The organism is Streptomyces sp. NPDC025651 (genome assembly GCF_055558735.1).
This window is the reverse complement of record NZ_JBVHLZ010000002.1, coordinates 741305-755912: the sequence shown is the minus strand read 5'-3', so window position 1 is coordinate 755912 and position 14608 is coordinate 741305. Positions and strand designations below refer to the sequence as shown.

Here is a 14608-nt window from a genome sequence, read left to right as displayed (position 1 = left end):
CGTTCCGGTTCCGCGCGCGAAGAACCGCGCGAACAAGGCTAGTTGACTCTGTGTCAGTGTCCAATCACAGTAGCGACAGAGACCTATCGACATATTTATAGTTGGGCGCGCCCCGAGGGCATGAAGGGAAGGGACGTCGCCATGGATCTGGCCCTGCTGCGCACCTTTGTGACGGTGCACCGGGCCGGCTCCTTCACGCGCGCCGCAGCGCTGCTCGGCCTCTCCCAGCCCGCCGTCACCTCCCAGATCCGCACCCTGGAGCGGCAGTTGGGGCGCCCGCTCTTCCTTCGCCAGGCCCGCGGCGTGACACCCACGACCATCGGCGACGAGCTCGCCCACAAGGCCGCCCCTCATCTGGACGCCCTGGTGGAGATCGCCGAGGCCGGGCTCGAGGAGGACTCGTCGGTGCGCACCCTTCACCTCGCGGGGCCGCCGGAGTTCACCGCGGAGCGCGCCCTGCCCGCACTCACCACCCTGACCGGCCAGGACGGCCACAGCTACGCCCTGCGCGCCTCGTTCGGCACCGCCGAGGAGACGCTGGAGGGGCTCGCCGCCGGACACCACGACCTGGCCATCACCACGGCCCGGCCGCGCGGCGCACTGCTCACCGCGACACCGCTCTGCGACGAGGAGCACGTCCTGGTCGCGGGGAAGCGGTGGGCCGCCCGTATCGGCCCCGGCAAGCTGCGCCGCAAGGGGGCGTTGCCGCTGGAGAACCTTCCGGTGGTCGAGGTGCACGAGTCGCTGCCGTTCGTCTCCCGCTACTGGGCGGCCGTCTTCGATGCCCGCCCCGCGGCGTCCGGCGCCGTCATCGTGCCGGATCTGCGCGCGGTCCTGGCCTGCGCGGCCTCGGGCGCCGGGCTCGCGGTGCTGCCCCGCTATCTGTGCGCCGAGGCCCTGAAACGCGGCGACGTCGTGGCGCTGCTCGACCCCGCGGTGCCCCCTTTGCGCACGTACTTCCTGGTGGTGCGCACCGGCACGCTGGCCATGCCGCACATCGCGCGGGCGCACGAGTGGCTGTTGCGTGCTGCCGTCGACTGGGCTTGATGGAGGTCCCGGCTGGTTCATGATGTTTCACGTGGAACAGTCCGGGCCACATTTCTCCCATGACCGTCCGACCCGTGGTCAAACGCACCGCACGCGCCGTCCTCCTGGACGGAGACGACCTGATCCTGATCAAGCGGACCAAGCCCGGTGTCGATCCGTACTGGGTCACCCCGGGGGGCGGCGTGGAGCCCGCGGACGCCACCGTCGTCGACGCGCTCCATCGCGAGGTCCACGAGGAGCTCGGCGCCAAGATCACCGATGTCGTGCCCTGCTTCGTGGACACCGTGGAGCACATCGGCGAGGACGGCGGCGCGACCGGTGTGAAGGTGCAGCACTTCTTCGTCTGCCGCCTGGAGTCCATGGACACCGGCCTGCGGCACGGCCCCGAGATCGAGGAGCCGTGCGGCGAGTACGAGATCGTGCACGTGCCGTTCACCCGGGTCGGCATCGCCTCGGTCCATCTCGTACCGCTGTCGCTGCGGCACTACTTGGACGGCAACATCGAGGGCGTGCGCGCGATGCACGCCCCCGATCTGGGCTGATCACCGGTTCCGGGCTGCCCGGACCGGTTCCGGGCAGCCCGGCTGCGGGCTAGTCCCCGGCCGCGACCAGTTCCTCGACCGAGTCGTGGCGGATACGGCCCTCGGGGATTCCCACGTCCCGCAGGGCGTCCACTCCGCTGCGGATCATGCCGGGCGGCCCCGAGAGATACGCGTCGTACTCGTTCCAGGGGCCGTACTCGCGCACGGCGTCGGGCAGTTGGGCCCGCTGGTCGACGACCGGGCGGACGGACAGCCAGGGATGGTTCTGCTGGAGCCGCAGCATCGTGTCGATGTCGTACAGGTCGTGATCGGTGCGGGCGCCGTAGAACACCTCGACCGGGCGCCGTCTGCCGTGCTCGGCGACGTCCTCGACCAGGGCCTTGATCGGCGCGATGCCCGTGCCTCCGCCCAGGCAGAGCAGGCCGCTGTCGGTGGTGTGGTCGACGGTCATCGAACCGGCCGGCGGGCCGAGCCGCAGGACGTCGCCGGGGCGCGCGTGGTGCACCAGGGCGTTGGAGACCCAGCCGGCCGGTACGGCCTTCACGTGGAAGGACAGCAGCCCGTCGGAGCGGGGCGCCGACGCGAAGGAGTAGTGCCGCCAGATCCGCGGCCACCAGGGGGTCTCCAGGCTGGTGTACTGCCCGGCGAGGAAGGGGTACGGCTGGTCGGGGCGGACCGTCACGACGGCTATGTCGGGGGTCCTGAGGTCGTGCGAGACGACCTCGGCGAACCACCAGGCAGGGGCGCGCAGTTCGTCCTCCGCGGCCGCGTCGATCATGACCTGGGAGATCGTCGTGTACGTCCGGACCCAGGCGGCCTCGGTCTCCTCGTCCCAGACCGCGCTCGCGTACCGGCTCAGGGAGCCGATCAGACACTCGCCGACGGCCGGATAGTGCTCGGGCTGTGTGCCGTACTTGCGGTGTCCACGCCCGAGGTTCTTCAGGTACGAGACGAGGATGTCGGTGTTGTCGATGTGCTCGGCCGCGGTCAGCAGCGCCTTGAGGAGCCGGTCCCGCTGGGTGTCCATCGCGGCGGGGAACAGGGCGCGCAGGTCGGGGTGCCGAGTGAACAGCAACGCGTAGAAGTACGAGGTGACCTTGTCGGCGACAGGGCCAATTTCGGCCATCGTGCGCTGCACCAGGACGGCGTCGGGCGAAGCCTTCTCCGATGCCCTATCCGTCGGCTTCGCTTGCAGCGGGGGCGCGGGTGTCGGCGTCGGCGCCTGCTGGGCCTGCGCGGTCGCGGCCGTGCGCGAGGCGCTTGAGGTCATGCGCGAGGCGGTCGACGCGGCGGGTATTCGCCCGTTCGTCGGCGCAGGCGCCGTCTGCTCAGAGGGCGTCGGCTCGGGCGCCGTCTGCTCAGGTGCCGTCTGCTCAGGCGTCGTCGACCCCGGTGCCGTCGGCTCAGGTGCCGGGTCGGAGGTGCCGAACTGCTGCGGCACCCCTTCCTCCTGCCGCCGCGGCGGTCTGCGCGGGGTGAACCAACCGCCCCCGTCACCGGCAGTGCCGTCGTCCGCCGACGCGGTGGTCGGAGCGTCCATGCTGTGCCTCGCCTCGAACATCTCTCGGTCGGTCTGCGCACTTCCTGTCGGAAGCTGCCTGTCGGAAGCCGCCTGTTCTCCTCGCTGTCCCCGCTCTGCCTCGATAGCCGATACGGCCACATTGAACCCCGGATTCCGGGACCCTACGGACAAGTAGGTCGAGAATGTGACATTGGCCGCAGTCACCTCACCGCAGCATCCCATTCGCCGCCTCCGCACAGGCCGCATAACGAGAAGTACGGGTTCTGGATCTCTTCGCCCCGTTAGGCTTCATTGACCTGCGCGCGTGCCCCCCAGAGTGCGGAGATACGCACCCGGCATGAATCGGAGTCGACCATACCGGCAGCTGCCGGACACACAAGCCCCCTTCCCTTCACCTTCAATTCAACGGTCCGGCCCGCCAATTGCCTCAATTACCGGGCGTGCCGCACCAATTCGTACGCCTTACGCAGATCCCGCCCGACATAGGAGTGCGTGGCCAGGCCCACCAGCCGCTGATCCGCATTGACGGCCACGGAAACCGGTACGGCCCCGAACAAGTCCAGGTCGGAAAGCGAGTCGCCGTACGCGACGCAATCGCTACGACTCACCCCGAACTCTTCACAGAGCCGGTTCGCGATCTTCACCTTGCCCGCCGCATTGAGAATGCCCGTCGGATCGATGGGCTCGGTGAACGGCACGGCAGGGAAACGCGATCCGTGCGCGGCGTGCGCACCCCACCCGATGAGCCGCTCCACGAAGAAGGACGGCGAGAGGGACACCACCGCGCAGTAGTCACCGCCTTCCCTGATCTCCGCCCAGGTGTCCTGAATGCCGGAAAGCCAGGGCGCTCCCTCGAAGGCCGCCGTCACCTGAGCGTCCGTGAGCTCCGCCCACAAGGCGTGCACGCGCACCGCGTACTCCGGTGAGTCGATCAGCCCCGTCACGAAGTCCCGCTCGAGCTCGGCGATCTCCGCGTCCAAGCCGAGCTGCCGCGATATCTCCACGGGTGCCGCCGTGCCGTGCAGCAGCGTCCCGTCCAGATCGAAGAGGTGTAGGCGTGCCATGTACGCCGAGGCTAGTACCCACGGTTACTCCCGCTGTCAGACGCCCCTGGCCGCCCCGCTTGGCACCGTGTTTCACGTGAAACTTAGCCGCCCCGCACGACGGGCCACCCTGGTTGTCCATGTAGTCGGCGCAGCCGGCTGGCTCGGGCTCACGCTCGGGCTGCTCGCTCTCGCCCTGACCGCGATCACGACGGGATCCACTGCCACCGTCGAAGCCACCGTCCGCTCGATGCAGATCTTCACGGACTGGCTGGTGATCCCTCTTGCCCTGCTCACTCTGCTGAGCGGTCTGCTGCTGTCCCTGGGCACGCCATGGGGACTCGCCAGGCATCGCTGGGTGTACACGAAGTTCTGGCTGACCATGGCCACCACCGCCGCGTCGGTCTTCGCGCTGCGCCCCGGCGTCAGCGACGCGGCCGCGACCGTGGCGGCGGGAAACCCACTGGCAGAGCCGACCGATCTGATCGCCGGACCCATCGTCTCGTTCAGCGCCTACGTCTTCATGACGGTCCTGTCCGTGCTCAAGCCCTGGGGGCTCACCCGCCGTGGCCGGAAGCAACGTGGCCAAAAGCAACGTGCTTCTGCCCACAAACGGGTGGACGCCGAGGTCGTACGTCAGACAGCCTGACCCGGGTGTCGACACCTTCCCTCTCCGCACTGCCCATCCGCCGACTCACCCCCCGCGATCTGCAGTCCTGCGCCGACCTGTCCGAGGACCGGGGCTGGCCCCGTGAAGAACACAAGTGGGGTCTGCTGCTGTCGGCCGGAACGGGCTACGGCATCGACGACCCCGACGGCCACGGCCTCATCGGTGCCTATGTAGTGACCCAGTACGGCCCTCAGGAGCGTCCCGGTCTCGCGGCGATCGGCATGGTCCTCGTCGCCGAGAGGTACGCCCGCCGGGGCATCGGCCGCCGCTTGATGCAGTACGCCATCGAGGAGGCGGCCACCACCCCGCTCACCCTCCACGCGACTCCCAACGGCCGCCCGCTCTACGAACAGCTCGGCTTCAAGGTGATCGGCCGCGCCGAGATGGTCCGCGGCCGCCTCGCTCCCACCGGCCCCCTGCCCGACATCGCCACCCGGCCGGCCACCGCGGAGGACCTGACCACCATCCTCCGGCTCGACACCGAAGTCTTCGGCCACGACCGCACCCATGTGATCGCCCGGCTGCCCGCCTTCACCGACCAGCTCCGGGTCGCGGAGGCCGACGGCGAGATCATCGGCTACGCCGGCGCCTGGCCGAACATGGAGACCCACGTCGTGGGCCCGCTCATCGCCCGGGACACCGAGACCGCGAAGGCCCTCATCGCCTCGCTCGGCGCCCACACCGACCGCCCGCTGCGCACCGACATCGACGTACGACACGAAGAGCTCCTGGCGTGGGTGAAGGAGAACGGCCTCGAGCCCATCGCCTTCAACGCGGTGATGGCCTATGGCACACCGGAGCTGCCCGGCGACTGGACCCGCCGCTTCGCACCGCTCACGGTCGCGGCCGGCTGACCCGTCCTGAGCGTCGCCACACGGCAACTACGCGGAATGGCCCGTCCCTTGAAGGGGCGGGCCATTCCACGTACGCATCGAACGTCGTCGGTACGCGCCTTACGCGAGAGCCTCCACGGCCGCCGTCGCGAAGCCGTGGTCCTGCTCCGGCGCGCCGCCGCCGACCCCGATCGCACCGATCAGACGACCGTCACGGTGGACCGGCACCCCACCCGCGATGAAGAGCAGCGGCCGGTCGAGGGCGGTGGGCAGCGTGTGGAAGAGGCCACCGGGCTGGACCGCGTCGACGAGATCGGCGGTCGGGGCGTTCAGCTGAAGGGCGGTGTACGCCTTGCGCGTGCTGGTCTCGCCGGAGATCAGCACGGCCCGGTCGTCGCGCCGGAAGGCGAGGAGGTGACCGCCCGCGTCGAGGACGGTGACGCTGACCGTGACACCGGCTGTCTCGGCGGCGCGGCGGGCCGCGGTGACGAGTGCTTCGGCGTCCTCGATGGTCAGCGGGGCGACGGCGGTGGTGCTCATGAGGGGTTTCTCCTAGCGGGTGTTGCTGGGGTTACAGAGGGAGGGGGGAAGGGGGGAGGTCAGTGGTGGACCGGCACTGCCTGCTCGACGGGCGCCGAGCCGGTCACGACCAGGCTGGGGGCACCGGAGCGGCGCTCCAGGGCGGCCGAGACGAGGGCCAGGACGAGGGCGGAGGCGGCGAGGACCGCGCCGACCCAGTTCGGGGCGGTGTAGCCGAGACCGGCGGAGATGACGATCCCGCCGAGCCACGCCGCCAGCGCGTTGCCCAGGTTGAAGGCGCCGATGTTGACCGCGGAGGCGAGCGTCGGGGCGCCGGAGGCGTAGTCGAGGACCCGCTTCTGCAGCGGCGGCACGGTCGCGAAGCCCAGGGCTCCGATCAGCATGATGGTCACGGCGGCCGCGATCTTGTTGTGCGCGGTGAGCGTGAACAGGGCGAGGACGAGGGCGAGGGAGCCCAGCGACACGTACAGCATCGGCATCAGCGCGCGGTCCGCGAACCGTCCTCCGACGAGGTTGCCGCCGACCATGCCGAGCCCGAACAGGACGAGCAGCCAGGTGACGGAGGAGTCCGCGTATCCGGCGACATCCGTCATCATCGGCGTGATGTAGGTGATGGCCGCGAAGACGCCGCCGAAGCCGAGAACCGTCATCGCCATGGCGAGCAGGACCTGTGCGTTGCGGAAGGCGCCGATCTCGTCGCGCAGCCGCACGCCTTCGGGCTTGGGCAGGTCCGGCACGAGCTTGGCGATCCCGGCGAGGCCGATGACACCGAGGGCGGCGACGATCACGAAGGTGATGCGCCAGCCGATGGCCTGGCCCACGAAAGTGCCCAGCGGAACACCGACCACGTTGGCGACCGTGAGGCCCGAGAACATCATGGCGATCGCTCCCGCCTTCTTCTCGGGCGCGACCAGCTCGGCCGCGACGACCGATCCGATGCCGAAGAAGGCGCCGTGCGCCAGCGAGGCGACGATGCGGCCCGCCACCATCACGCCGAAGACCGGCGCCACGGCGGAGAGCAGATTGCCGATGACGAAGAGGCCCATCAGCAGCATCAGCATCCGCTTGCGGGAGATGCGGGTGCCGAGGGCGGTCATCAGGGGGGCGCCGAGAACGACGCCAAGGGCGTAGCCGGTCACGAGGAAGCCGGCCGTGGGGATGGAGACACCGAAGTCACCCGCGACCTCGGGAAGCAGCCCCATGATCACGAACTCTGTGGTCCCGATTCCGAAGGCCCCGATCGCAAGGGCCAGAAGCGCGAGAGGCATGGATCTACCTTCCAGACGGTTGCAGGTGCGCTTAACGTGCGTCCACAATAGTTGCACACGCTGGTTAATTGCAAGCGCCGGATATTGCATCTGTGGATTACCCTGGGTGCAGCCGCTCCGGGACGGAGGAACAAGAGCCATGACAGCGACAGACCCCGCACTCACCGCGCTCGCCCAAAGCTGGTGCGCCCTCTCCTTGCTCCACGGAAAGATCGAGGCCCGCGTCGAGCGCGCCCTCCAGGCCAAGCACGGCCTGAGCGTGCGCGAGTACAGCCTTCTCGACGTCCTCAACCGTCAGCACGACGGAGAGGGCGGCCATCTGCAGATGAAGCAGGTCGCGGACGCCGTGGTGCTGAGTCAGAGCGCCACCACCCGCCTGGTGACGCGCCTCGAGGAGCGCGGCCTGCTCGCCCGCTACCTGTGCCCCACCGACCGCCGAGGCATCTACACGGACGTCAGCGAGGCCGGCGCCGCGCTGCTCGCCGAGGCCCGCCCCACCAACGACGCCGCCCTGCGCGAGGCGCTCGACGAGGCGGCGCAGAACCCGGAGCTCGCCCCGCTGGTCAAGGCCGTCGAGACGCTGCGCGTGCCCGCCTAGAAAAGGCCGCGATCACCTGCCCACACGGCGGTCGATCCGCATAGGCTGCGGCCATGGGAGATCTTGAAATACGCCCTGCCGTCGCCGATGATCTGCCCTCCATCGTGGGCATGCTCGCCGACGACCCCCTGGGCGCGGCGCGCGAGTCGCCGGACGACCTCACTCCGTACGTCACCGCCTTCGAGCGCCTGGCCGACGATCCGAACCAGCATCTTGTCGTCGCCGTACGCGAGGGACGCGTCGTCGGCACACTCCAGCTCACGATCGTTCCGGGGCTCTCCCGGAAGGGCTCCACACGGTCGATCATCGAGGGCGTACGCGTCCACGCGGACGAGCGCGGCAGCGGACTCGGTACGCGGTTCATCGAATGGGCCGTCGAGGAATCCCGGCGTCAGAACTGCCAGTTGGTGCAGCTGACCTCCGACGCCACCCGCACCGACGCCCACCGCTTCTACGAGCGGCTCGGGTTCTCGGCGTCGCACGTGGGCTTCAAGCTGCAGCTCTGAGGCGGCTCTTGATGCGTCGAGGGGTCTGTTTCACGTGAAACAGACCCCTCGGCGAGACCCCTTCGGCGAGGCCCCTTCAGTGAGAACCTCTCGGCGTCAGAAGCCGCGCCACCCCTGCGGGTCCACCCCGCCCGGCACCGGCGCCCCCGCGTCGTACGGCTCGCGGGTGAAGACGAACGACCCCAGGTCGAGATGGCTCACCGACCCGTCCGGCCGCCGCACCGCCTGCAGCACCTCACCCGCGTAGTAGCCGTTGAGCCCTGTCCATGTGCCGTCGCCGTTGGACCGGAACCGCGCCTGGCGGCCCGCGCCGGAGAGCGGGCCCAGCTCGACCCCGCCGTCGGCCGTCAGACGGAGCGCGAGCACCTGGGTGCCCCAATACCAGGGCCCCGCCAACTCCAGTACCTTCGCGTCGGCTTCGGGCAGCGGGCGCCACGGCTCCGGGATGCGAGGCTCCGCCTGGGCCACGATCTTGACCAGGTCCGCGGCCAGCGCCGCCATCAGCGGCCCTGACGTGCAGTTGGCGAGCGCGACCGCGGCCACGCCGTCCTTCTCGCTCACCCACAGGCCGGCGAGGAAGCCCGGGAGCGAACCCGTGTGCCCGGCCAGGTCGATCCCTTCCCACCGCAGCAGATCCAGGCCCAGGCCGTACGCCCTGTCCCAGTCCCCCGACTGCGAGGGCCCCGCGGGCGTCCTCATCTCCCGCACGGACTCCGCACCGAGAACCCGGTCGTCGCCCTTGGCCAGGAATGAGGCGAAGCGCACCAGATCCGCCGTCGTGGACCACAGCTGGCCGGCCGGGGCCATCAGCCCCAGGTCCTCGGCGGGCTCCGGCATCATCACGTCCGCCCAGGGGTGCACGGCCCAGCCATTCGCGTGCGGAGCCACGGGCTGCGCACTGGTGCGGCTCAGCCCCAGCGGCTCGAGCACCTCACGGCGCAGCACCTCTTCCCACGGAGCGCCCCGCAACGCCTCCACCAGCGAGCCCAGCAACGTATATCCGGGGTTGGAGTAGTGGAAACGGCGCCCGACGGGGTGCCTGAAGGGCTGCTCTCCGAGGACGTCGGCAAGCTCCGGGCGCACCGACCCGGGGGTGCGCTCCCACCACTCGCCCGGAGTCTCGGCCGCCAACCCGCCCGTGTGCGCGAGGAGTTCGGCGATCGTGGCCTCTCCCGCGCCGGTGCCCGGCAGATACTTCTCCAGCGGGTCGCCCAGGTCCAGCACCCCCTCGTCGCGCAGCCGCATCACCAGCACGGCGGTGAAGGTCTTGGTGATCGAGCCGATGCGGTACTGGACGTTCTCGTCCGGCTCATGACCGTCCGTCATGCTGCGGCCGCCGCTCCACACCAGCTCCCCGTCCCGGGCCACCGAGGCGACCAGCGAGGGTGTCCGGCCCTCCGCCTGAGCGGTGGCGATGCGGTGCAGGAGGGCTCGGCGCGTGGTGGGGAGCAGCTCTTCGTGGGGTGTCGTCATGGGACCAGTTCACCTGGGCGGCGTCTGCGAGTCGAGCGAATTCAGCCAGTGACTGGTGCCGGCCCCGGCGTCGGAGACCAGAGCCCGACAGCCGTGCCGTCACGCAGGTGCTCCTCGTAGACGACGACCTTTCCGTGGATGACGTCCAGGCAGGCACTGAGGTCGTCGATCTTCGCGCGTACGTCGCGCTCGTGCTCCTGGAGCAGCGCGAGGCGGTCCTTCTCGTTGCCGGGGCCCGAGCGGACGAGCGCCGCGAACCTCTTGATCGTGGCGATCGGCATGCCCGAGTCCCGCAGCCGCCCGCACAGCAGGAGCCAGTCCACGTCCGCCTGTTCATAGACCCGCTGGCCACCGCCGGTGCGCGGGATCTCTCGCAGGAAGAGCCCTTCGCGCTCGAAGAACCGCAGCGCGTGCACGCTCAGACCGGTCGCCTCGGCGACCTTCCCGATGGACAGACCGCCCGTGCCCCTGGCGGGAAGGCCGCCCATGTTCCTGCCGGGCAGTACTCCCGCGTTCCTGTCGGGCAGCCCACCCGCATTCCTCGCGGGCAGAGCATCCGCGTCCTCACTCATGCCTCGACCGTATCGACCGACCCTTGACCTAGCGCGCAGTCTAGGTTTTAGCGTCGCGTACATGATCACAGAACAGCGGAAGCTCGGGACCGGATTCGGAGCCGGGAGCACCGCCGACGGCGTCCTCACCGGCATCGACCTGGCAGGCACCACCGCCCTGGTGACCGGCGGATACTCCGGCCTCGGACTCGCCACCACCCGCGCTCTCTCCCGCGCGGGCGCGCACGTCGTCGTCCCGGCCCGCCGCCCCGACACCGCCGAGGACGCCCTGCGCGGCACACCCCGAACCGAGGTGCACGCCCTCGACCTGGCCGACCTGGACAGCGTCGGCGCCTTCTCCGACCGCTTCCTGCAAACCGGCCGCTCCCTCGACATCCTCATCAACGGCGCGGGCGTGATGGCCTGCCCGGAGTCGCTCGTCGGCCCGGGCTGGGAAGCGCACTTCGCGATCAATCACCTCGGGCACTTCGCACTGACCCACCGCCTGAGCCCGGCCCTCACTCCCGGCAGGGCCCGAGTGGTGGCCGTCGCCTCCTCCGGACACTTCCTGTCCGACATCCGCTGGGACGACCTCCATTTCCGCACCGGCTACGACCGGTGGCTGGCCTACGCCCAGTCCAAGACCGCCAACGCCCTCTTCGCCCTGCACCTCGACCGCCTCGGCGCCGACCGCGGCCTGCACGCCTTCGCCGTGCACCCCGGCAGCATCCTCACGCCGCTGCAGCGCCACATCCCCCGCGAGGAGTGGCTCGCGCAGGGCTGGGTGACTCCGGACGGCACTCCCGCCGAAGGCTTCAAGACCCCGGAGCAGGGCGCGGCGACCGCCGTCTGGGCGGCGACGTCACCGCTCCTCGACGGCCGCGGAGGCGCGTACTGCCAGGACTGCGACATCGCCGAACCGGCCACCACGGACGACATGCTCATCGGCGGCGTCAAGCCGTGGGCCACCGACCCCGAGGCAGCGTCCCGGCTCTGGGACCTCTCGTGCGAACTCACGGGACTCAGCGCCTTCTGAAGGTCTGGCCGCGCGGCCTCAGTCCTGCTCCGCGTCGTCCGCCGTGTGGGGCAGCAGGGGGAACAGCCGGGTGATGAGAGCCACCGGACGAGCGCCGTCGGGCCGGGCCAGGGGGCGTTGTTCACGGTCCTGGTAGGGCGCGAGCGCCCGCCGGACGACGTCCGCGACCCGGCTCATCTCCTCGGGTGTCAGATAGGCGATGGCGCTGAAGGCCTCGTCATGGCGCCATTCGGACGGTGCCTCGTCCCGCTGGGTCAGCCATCGCTGCCAGCTCTCGTCCTCGAGGCCTCGGGCCAGGTCCCCGAAGTGCTCCTCCGCGGGACCGTCGGCAGCCGCCCGCTGCCTCAGCCGCCAGGGACGTGCGCGGCCGCCGCTGTGGGGCGCCTCCTCGATGTACCCGTGACGCTCGAGCTGTCGCAGGTGGAAGGAGCAGAGGCCGGAGCTGTAGCCCAGCCGGGAGGCGGCTTCGGTCGCGGTGACGGTTCCGACCTCGGCGAGCAGGGCCAGCAGAGCCGTACGGACCTCGTGCTCCCGCAGCTCTTCGCCGGTACCCGAGGCCCGGTCGTCCCGCGCGCCCCGGGCATTGACGTCATCTTCAGTCACTTTGCAAAGTCTGCTACTTTGCAAAGCTCTTGGCAAGCGGTAATCCTTGCTCAGACATCAGCCGCGGCGACCTCCGCGGTCTCTGAGGCATGCGCGAAAAGGGGAGACAGCCATGTCTGTTCAGCACGAACCGTCCCGTTCGATCGACCACCGTGTCCGCCTGCAGGGCCACCCCGTCGACTCCTACCCGGCCCTGCCGCCGGAGGCGGAACGGGGCGCGGTCCGCAGGATCACGGTGGTGGGCGAGGAGGTTCTGAGCCGTCCCTGCCGCGAGGTGACCGAGTTCGGCACTCCCGAACTGTCGGCGCTGATCGACGACATGTTCCTGACCATGCACGTCGCCGACGGCGCCGGCCTGGCCGCCAACCAAGTCGGCGTCGACCTAAGGCTGTTCGTGTACGACTGCCCCGACGACCACGGGGTCCGGCACGTCGGCCACATCATCAACCCGGTCCTCGAACTGCCGGAGCCGGGCAGCCGACGGCTCGTCGACGAGTTCGAGGGCTGCCTGTCCGTGCCCGGCGCCACCATGGTGGTGCCCCGCACCGATCGGGCCGTCGTCCGCGGGTTCGACAAGGACGGCAGCCCTCTCCTCGTCGAGGGGACGGGCTACTTCGCCCGGTGCCTGCAGCACGAGAGCGACCACCTCATCGGTCACACCTACCTCGACCGACTCTCCAAGCGGGACCGCAAGGACGCCCTGCGGCAGATGGACAGCCGCCAGGACGACGTCTTCGCACAGCGCGAGACCAAGGCCGCGGCCCTGGGCCGCTGAGACACGGCGCGGTGGAGGCCCGGATCAGGTCTGCGCCATGTCCACGAAGCGCGAGTAATGGCCCTGGAAGGCGACCGTGATCGTCGCCGTCGGGCCGTTACGGTGCTTGCCCACGATGATGTCCGCCTCGCCCGCGCGCGGTGACTCCTTCTCGTACGCATCCTCGCGGTGCAGCAGGATCACCATGTCCGCGTCCTGCTCGATCGAGCCGGATTCACGCAGGTCGGAGACCATGGGCTTCTTGTCCGTACGCTGCTCCGGACCACGGTTCAGCTGCGAGAGCGCGATCACCGGCAGCTCGAGCTCCTTGGCGAGGAGCTTCAGGTTTCGCGACATGTCCGAGACTTCCTGCTGCCGGCTCTCGGCCCGCTTGGAGCCACCGGACTGCATCAGCTGCAGATAGTCGATGACGACGAGCTTGAGGTCGTTGCGCTGCTTGAGGCGGCGGCACTTGGCGCGGATCTCCATCATCGACAGGTTCGGGGAGTCGTCGATGTAGAGCGGGGCGGCCGAGACGTCCGGCATGCGCCGGGCGAGCCGGGTCCAGTCCTCGTCGGTCATCGTGCCGGAACGCATGTGGTGCAGTGCCACGCGTGCCTCGGCGGACAGCAGGCGCATCGCGATCTCGTTGCGCCCCATTTCGAGCGAGAAGATCACGCTCGGCATGTTGTGCTTGATGGAGCAGGCCCGCGCGAAGTCCAGGGCCAGCGTCGACTTACCCATGGCGGGACGGGCGGCGATGATGATCATCTGGCCCGGGTGCAGACCGTTGGTGAGCTGGTCGAGATCGGTGAAGCCGGTCGGCACACCGGTCATCTCCCCCGACCGCGAGCCGATCGCCTCGATCTCGTCGAGCGCGCCCTCCATGATGTCGCCGAGCGGCAGATAGTCCTCGGTGGTGCGCTGCTCGGTGACCGCGTAGATCTCGGCCTGGGCGCTGTTGACGATCTCGTCGACGTCGCCGTCGGCCGCGTATCCCATCTGGGTGATGCGCGTGCCGGCCTCGACGAGACGGCGCAGCACCGCGCGCTCGTGGACGATCTCCGCGTAGTACTCGGCGTTCGCCGCGGTCGGGACCGTCTGGACCAGCGTGTGCAGATACGATGCGCCGCCGACCTTGGTGATCTCACCGCGCTTGGTGAGCTCGGCCGCCACGGTGATCGGGTCGGCGGGCTCGCCCTTCGCGTACAGGTCGAGGATCGAGGCGTAGATCGTCTCGTGCGCGGGGCGGTAGAAGTCGTGGCCCTTGAGAACCTCGACGACATCGGCGATGGCGTCCTTGGAGAGCAGCATGCCGCCGAGCACGGACTGCTCGGCGTCGAGATCCTGCGGAGGGACGCGCTCGAAGGACGAACCTCCGCCGTCCCAGCCGCCCTCGCGTCCGCGCTCGTGCTGCTCGTCGCGGCCCCGGCCTCCGTCGCGGCGCTGGCGGGAGACGGGCAGACGATCACTGGGACCGCTGTCGGCCCAGGGGTCGTCCAAAGGCTCGGAGATACTCACCGGGCCACCTCCTCCCGTCCGCCGAGCGGACCTCGCCGTGCCCCTCTTTCCTACGGCACGACACTGACAAATAAGGGGGCCCAACTCCGGTTCTGACGCGT

16 protein-coding genes are annotated in these 14608 nt (G+C 69.8%); 8 read left to right on the top strand and 8 right to left on the bottom strand.

What is annotated here, in order from left to right; all coding sequences use genetic code 11:
- Positions 1 to 141: 141 nt before the first annotated feature.
- Entirely contained in the window at positions 142 to 1047 is a 906-nt protein-coding gene (locus ACZ4D5_RS11435) for a LysR family transcriptional regulator (protein ID WP_467772107.1), read from the top strand.
- Positions 1048 to 1106: 59 nt separating this feature from the next.
- The gene (locus ACZ4D5_RS11430) at positions 1107 to 1589 is read left to right on the top strand and encodes an NUDIX hydrolase (protein ID WP_362338694.1); all 483 of its coding nucleotides are present in this window, start codon (positions 1107 to 1109) and stop codon (positions 1587 to 1589) included.
- 49 nt (positions 1590 to 1638) lie between these two features.
- Here ACZ4D5_RS11430 and ACZ4D5_RS11425 read toward each other — a convergent pair whose 3' ends face one another.
- Together ACZ4D5_RS11425 and ACZ4D5_RS11420 are read right to left on the bottom strand one after the other, a co-directional pair.
- Positions 1639 to 3129: a globin domain-containing protein gene (locus ACZ4D5_RS11425; RefSeq protein WP_467772106.1), complete on the bottom strand. Its 1491-nt coding sequence runs from the start codon at positions 3127 to 3129 to the stop codon at positions 1639 to 1641.
- 413 nt (positions 3130 to 3542) lie between these two features.
- A complete protein-coding gene (locus ACZ4D5_RS11420) occupies positions 3543 to 4175 on the bottom strand; it encodes an HAD family hydrolase (protein ID WP_467772105.1) in 633 nt (210 codons plus the stop codon).
- Positions 4176 to 4251: 76 nt separating this feature from the next.
- Between ACZ4D5_RS11420 and ACZ4D5_RS11415 the strand changes: the two genes are divergently transcribed.
- Together ACZ4D5_RS11415 and ACZ4D5_RS11410 are read left to right on the top strand one after the other, a co-directional pair.
- Positions 4252 to 4803 (top strand): DUF2269 domain-containing protein, encoded by a 552-nt coding sequence (locus tag ACZ4D5_RS11415; protein WP_467772269.1) that lies wholly within the window; start codon positions 4252 to 4254, stop codon positions 4801 to 4803.
- A gap of 5 nt (positions 4804 to 4808) precedes the next feature.
- Positions 4809 to 5678 (top strand): GNAT family N-acetyltransferase, encoded by an 870-nt coding sequence (locus ACZ4D5_RS11410; protein ID WP_467772104.1) that lies wholly within the window; start codon positions 4809 to 4811, stop codon positions 5676 to 5678.
- Between the two features lie 99 nt (positions 5679 to 5777).
- On the opposite strand, the gene ACZ4D5_RS11405 is transcribed toward ACZ4D5_RS11410, so the two are convergent.
- Both ACZ4D5_RS11405 and ACZ4D5_RS11400 read right to left on the bottom strand, forming a co-directional pair.
- On the bottom strand, positions 5778 to 6197 hold the full coding sequence (locus ACZ4D5_RS11405; RefSeq protein WP_467772103.1) for a GlcG/HbpS family heme-binding protein: 420 nt from the start codon (positions 6195 to 6197) through the stop codon (positions 5778 to 5780).
- 59 nt (positions 6198 to 6256) lie between these two features.
- Positions 6257 to 7465 carry an MFS transporter gene (locus ACZ4D5_RS11400; RefSeq protein WP_467772102.1) on the bottom strand — a complete coding sequence of 403 codons (1209 nt, stop codon included), beginning with the start codon at positions 7463 to 7465 and terminating at the stop codon, positions 6257 to 6259.
- Positions 7466 to 7604: 139 nt separating this feature from the next.
- On the opposite strand from ACZ4D5_RS11400, the gene ACZ4D5_RS11395 reads away from it, so the two are divergent.
- Positions 7605 to 8063 (top strand): MarR family winged helix-turn-helix transcriptional regulator, encoded by a 459-nt coding sequence (locus ACZ4D5_RS11395; protein ID WP_467772101.1) that lies wholly within the window; start codon positions 7605 to 7607, stop codon positions 8061 to 8063.
- A 53-nt stretch (positions 8064 to 8116) separates the two neighbouring features.
- Positions 8117 to 8569, top strand: a complete 453-nt coding sequence (locus ACZ4D5_RS11390; RefSeq protein WP_467772100.1) for a GNAT family N-acetyltransferase — start codon at positions 8117 to 8119, stop codon at positions 8567 to 8569.
- A gap of 96 nt (positions 8570 to 8665) precedes the next feature.
- Here ACZ4D5_RS11390 and ACZ4D5_RS11385 read toward each other — a convergent pair whose 3' ends face one another.
- Positions 8666 to 10042 carry a serine hydrolase domain-containing protein gene (locus ACZ4D5_RS11385; protein ID WP_467772099.1) on the bottom strand — a complete coding sequence of 459 codons (1377 nt, stop codon included), beginning with the start codon at positions 10040 to 10042 and terminating at the stop codon, positions 8666 to 8668.
- 41 nt (positions 10043 to 10083) lie between these two features.
- Positions 10084 to 10530, bottom strand: coding sequence for a MerR family transcriptional regulator (locus ACZ4D5_RS11380; protein ID WP_467772268.1), 447 nt, complete (start codon positions 10528 to 10530; stop codon positions 10084 to 10086).
- A gap of 145 nt (positions 10531 to 10675) precedes the next feature.
- On the opposite strand from ACZ4D5_RS11380, the gene ACZ4D5_RS11375 reads away from it, so the two are divergent.
- Entirely contained in the window at positions 10676 to 11629 is a 954-nt protein-coding gene (locus ACZ4D5_RS11375) for an SDR family NAD(P)-dependent oxidoreductase (protein ID WP_467772098.1), read from the top strand.
- Between the two features lie 18 nt (positions 11630 to 11647).
- Here the strand turns inward: ACZ4D5_RS11375 and ACZ4D5_RS11370 are convergent, their stop codons facing one another.
- Entirely contained in the window at positions 11648 to 12232 is a 585-nt protein-coding gene (locus ACZ4D5_RS11370) for a winged helix-turn-helix domain-containing protein (RefSeq protein WP_467772097.1), read from the bottom strand.
- Between the two features lie 112 nt (positions 12233 to 12344).
- On the opposite strand from ACZ4D5_RS11370, the gene def reads away from it, so the two are divergent.
- Positions 12345 to 13007, top strand: a complete 663-nt coding sequence (gene def, locus ACZ4D5_RS11365) for a peptide deformylase (protein ID WP_467772096.1) — start codon at positions 12345 to 12347, stop codon at positions 13005 to 13007.
- Between the two features lie 24 nt (positions 13008 to 13031).
- Here the strand turns inward: def and dnaB are convergent, their stop codons facing one another.
- Positions 13032 to 14507, bottom strand: a complete 1476-nt coding sequence (dnaB, locus tag ACZ4D5_RS11360) for a replicative DNA helicase (protein WP_030780096.1) — start codon at positions 14505 to 14507, stop codon at positions 13032 to 13034.
- Positions 14508 to 14608: the final 101 nt, after the last annotated feature.

Excerpts from the sequence above, each read along its gene's own strand:
- ACZ4D5_RS11435 (WP_467772107.1), top strand. The coding sequence starts at position 142 with ATGGATCTGGCCCTGCTGCGCACCTTTGTGACGGTGCACCGGGCCGGC.
- ACZ4D5_RS11430 (WP_362338694.1), top strand. The coding sequence starts at position 1,107 with ATGACCGTCCGACCCGTGGTCAAACGCACCGCACGCGCCGTCCTCCTG.
- ACZ4D5_RS11425 (WP_467772106.1), bottom strand. The coding sequence starts at position 3,129 with ATGGACGCTCCGACCACCGCGTCGGCGGACGACGGCACTGCCGGTGAC.
- ACZ4D5_RS11420 (WP_467772105.1), bottom strand. The coding sequence starts at position 4,175 with ATGGCACGCCTACACCTCTTCGATCTGGACGGGACGCTGCTGCACGGC.
- ACZ4D5_RS11405 (WP_467772103.1), bottom strand. The coding sequence starts at position 6,197 with ATGAGCACCACCGCCGTCGCCCCGCTGACCATCGAGGACGCCGAAGCA.
- ACZ4D5_RS11400 (WP_467772102.1), bottom strand. The coding sequence starts at position 7,465 with ATGCCTCTCGCGCTTCTGGCCCTTGCGATCGGGGCCTTCGGAATCGGG.
- ACZ4D5_RS11395 (WP_467772101.1), top strand. The coding sequence starts at position 7,605 with ATGACAGCGACAGACCCCGCACTCACCGCGCTCGCCCAAAGCTGGTGC.
- ACZ4D5_RS11390 (WP_467772100.1), top strand. The coding sequence starts at position 8,117 with ATGGGAGATCTTGAAATACGCCCTGCCGTCGCCGATGATCTGCCCTCC.
- ACZ4D5_RS11385 (WP_467772099.1), bottom strand. The coding sequence starts at position 10,042 with ATGACGACACCCCACGAAGAGCTGCTCCCCACCACGCGCCGAGCCCTC.
- ACZ4D5_RS11380 (WP_467772268.1), bottom strand. The coding sequence starts at position 10,530 with ATGGGCGGCCTTCCCGCCAGGGGCACGGGCGGTCTGTCCATCGGGAAG.
- ACZ4D5_RS11375 (WP_467772098.1), top strand. The coding sequence starts at position 10,676 with ATGATCACAGAACAGCGGAAGCTCGGGACCGGATTCGGAGCCGGGAGC.
- def (WP_467772096.1), top strand. The coding sequence starts at position 12,345 with ATGTCTGTTCAGCACGAACCGTCCCGTTCGATCGACCACCGTGTCCGC.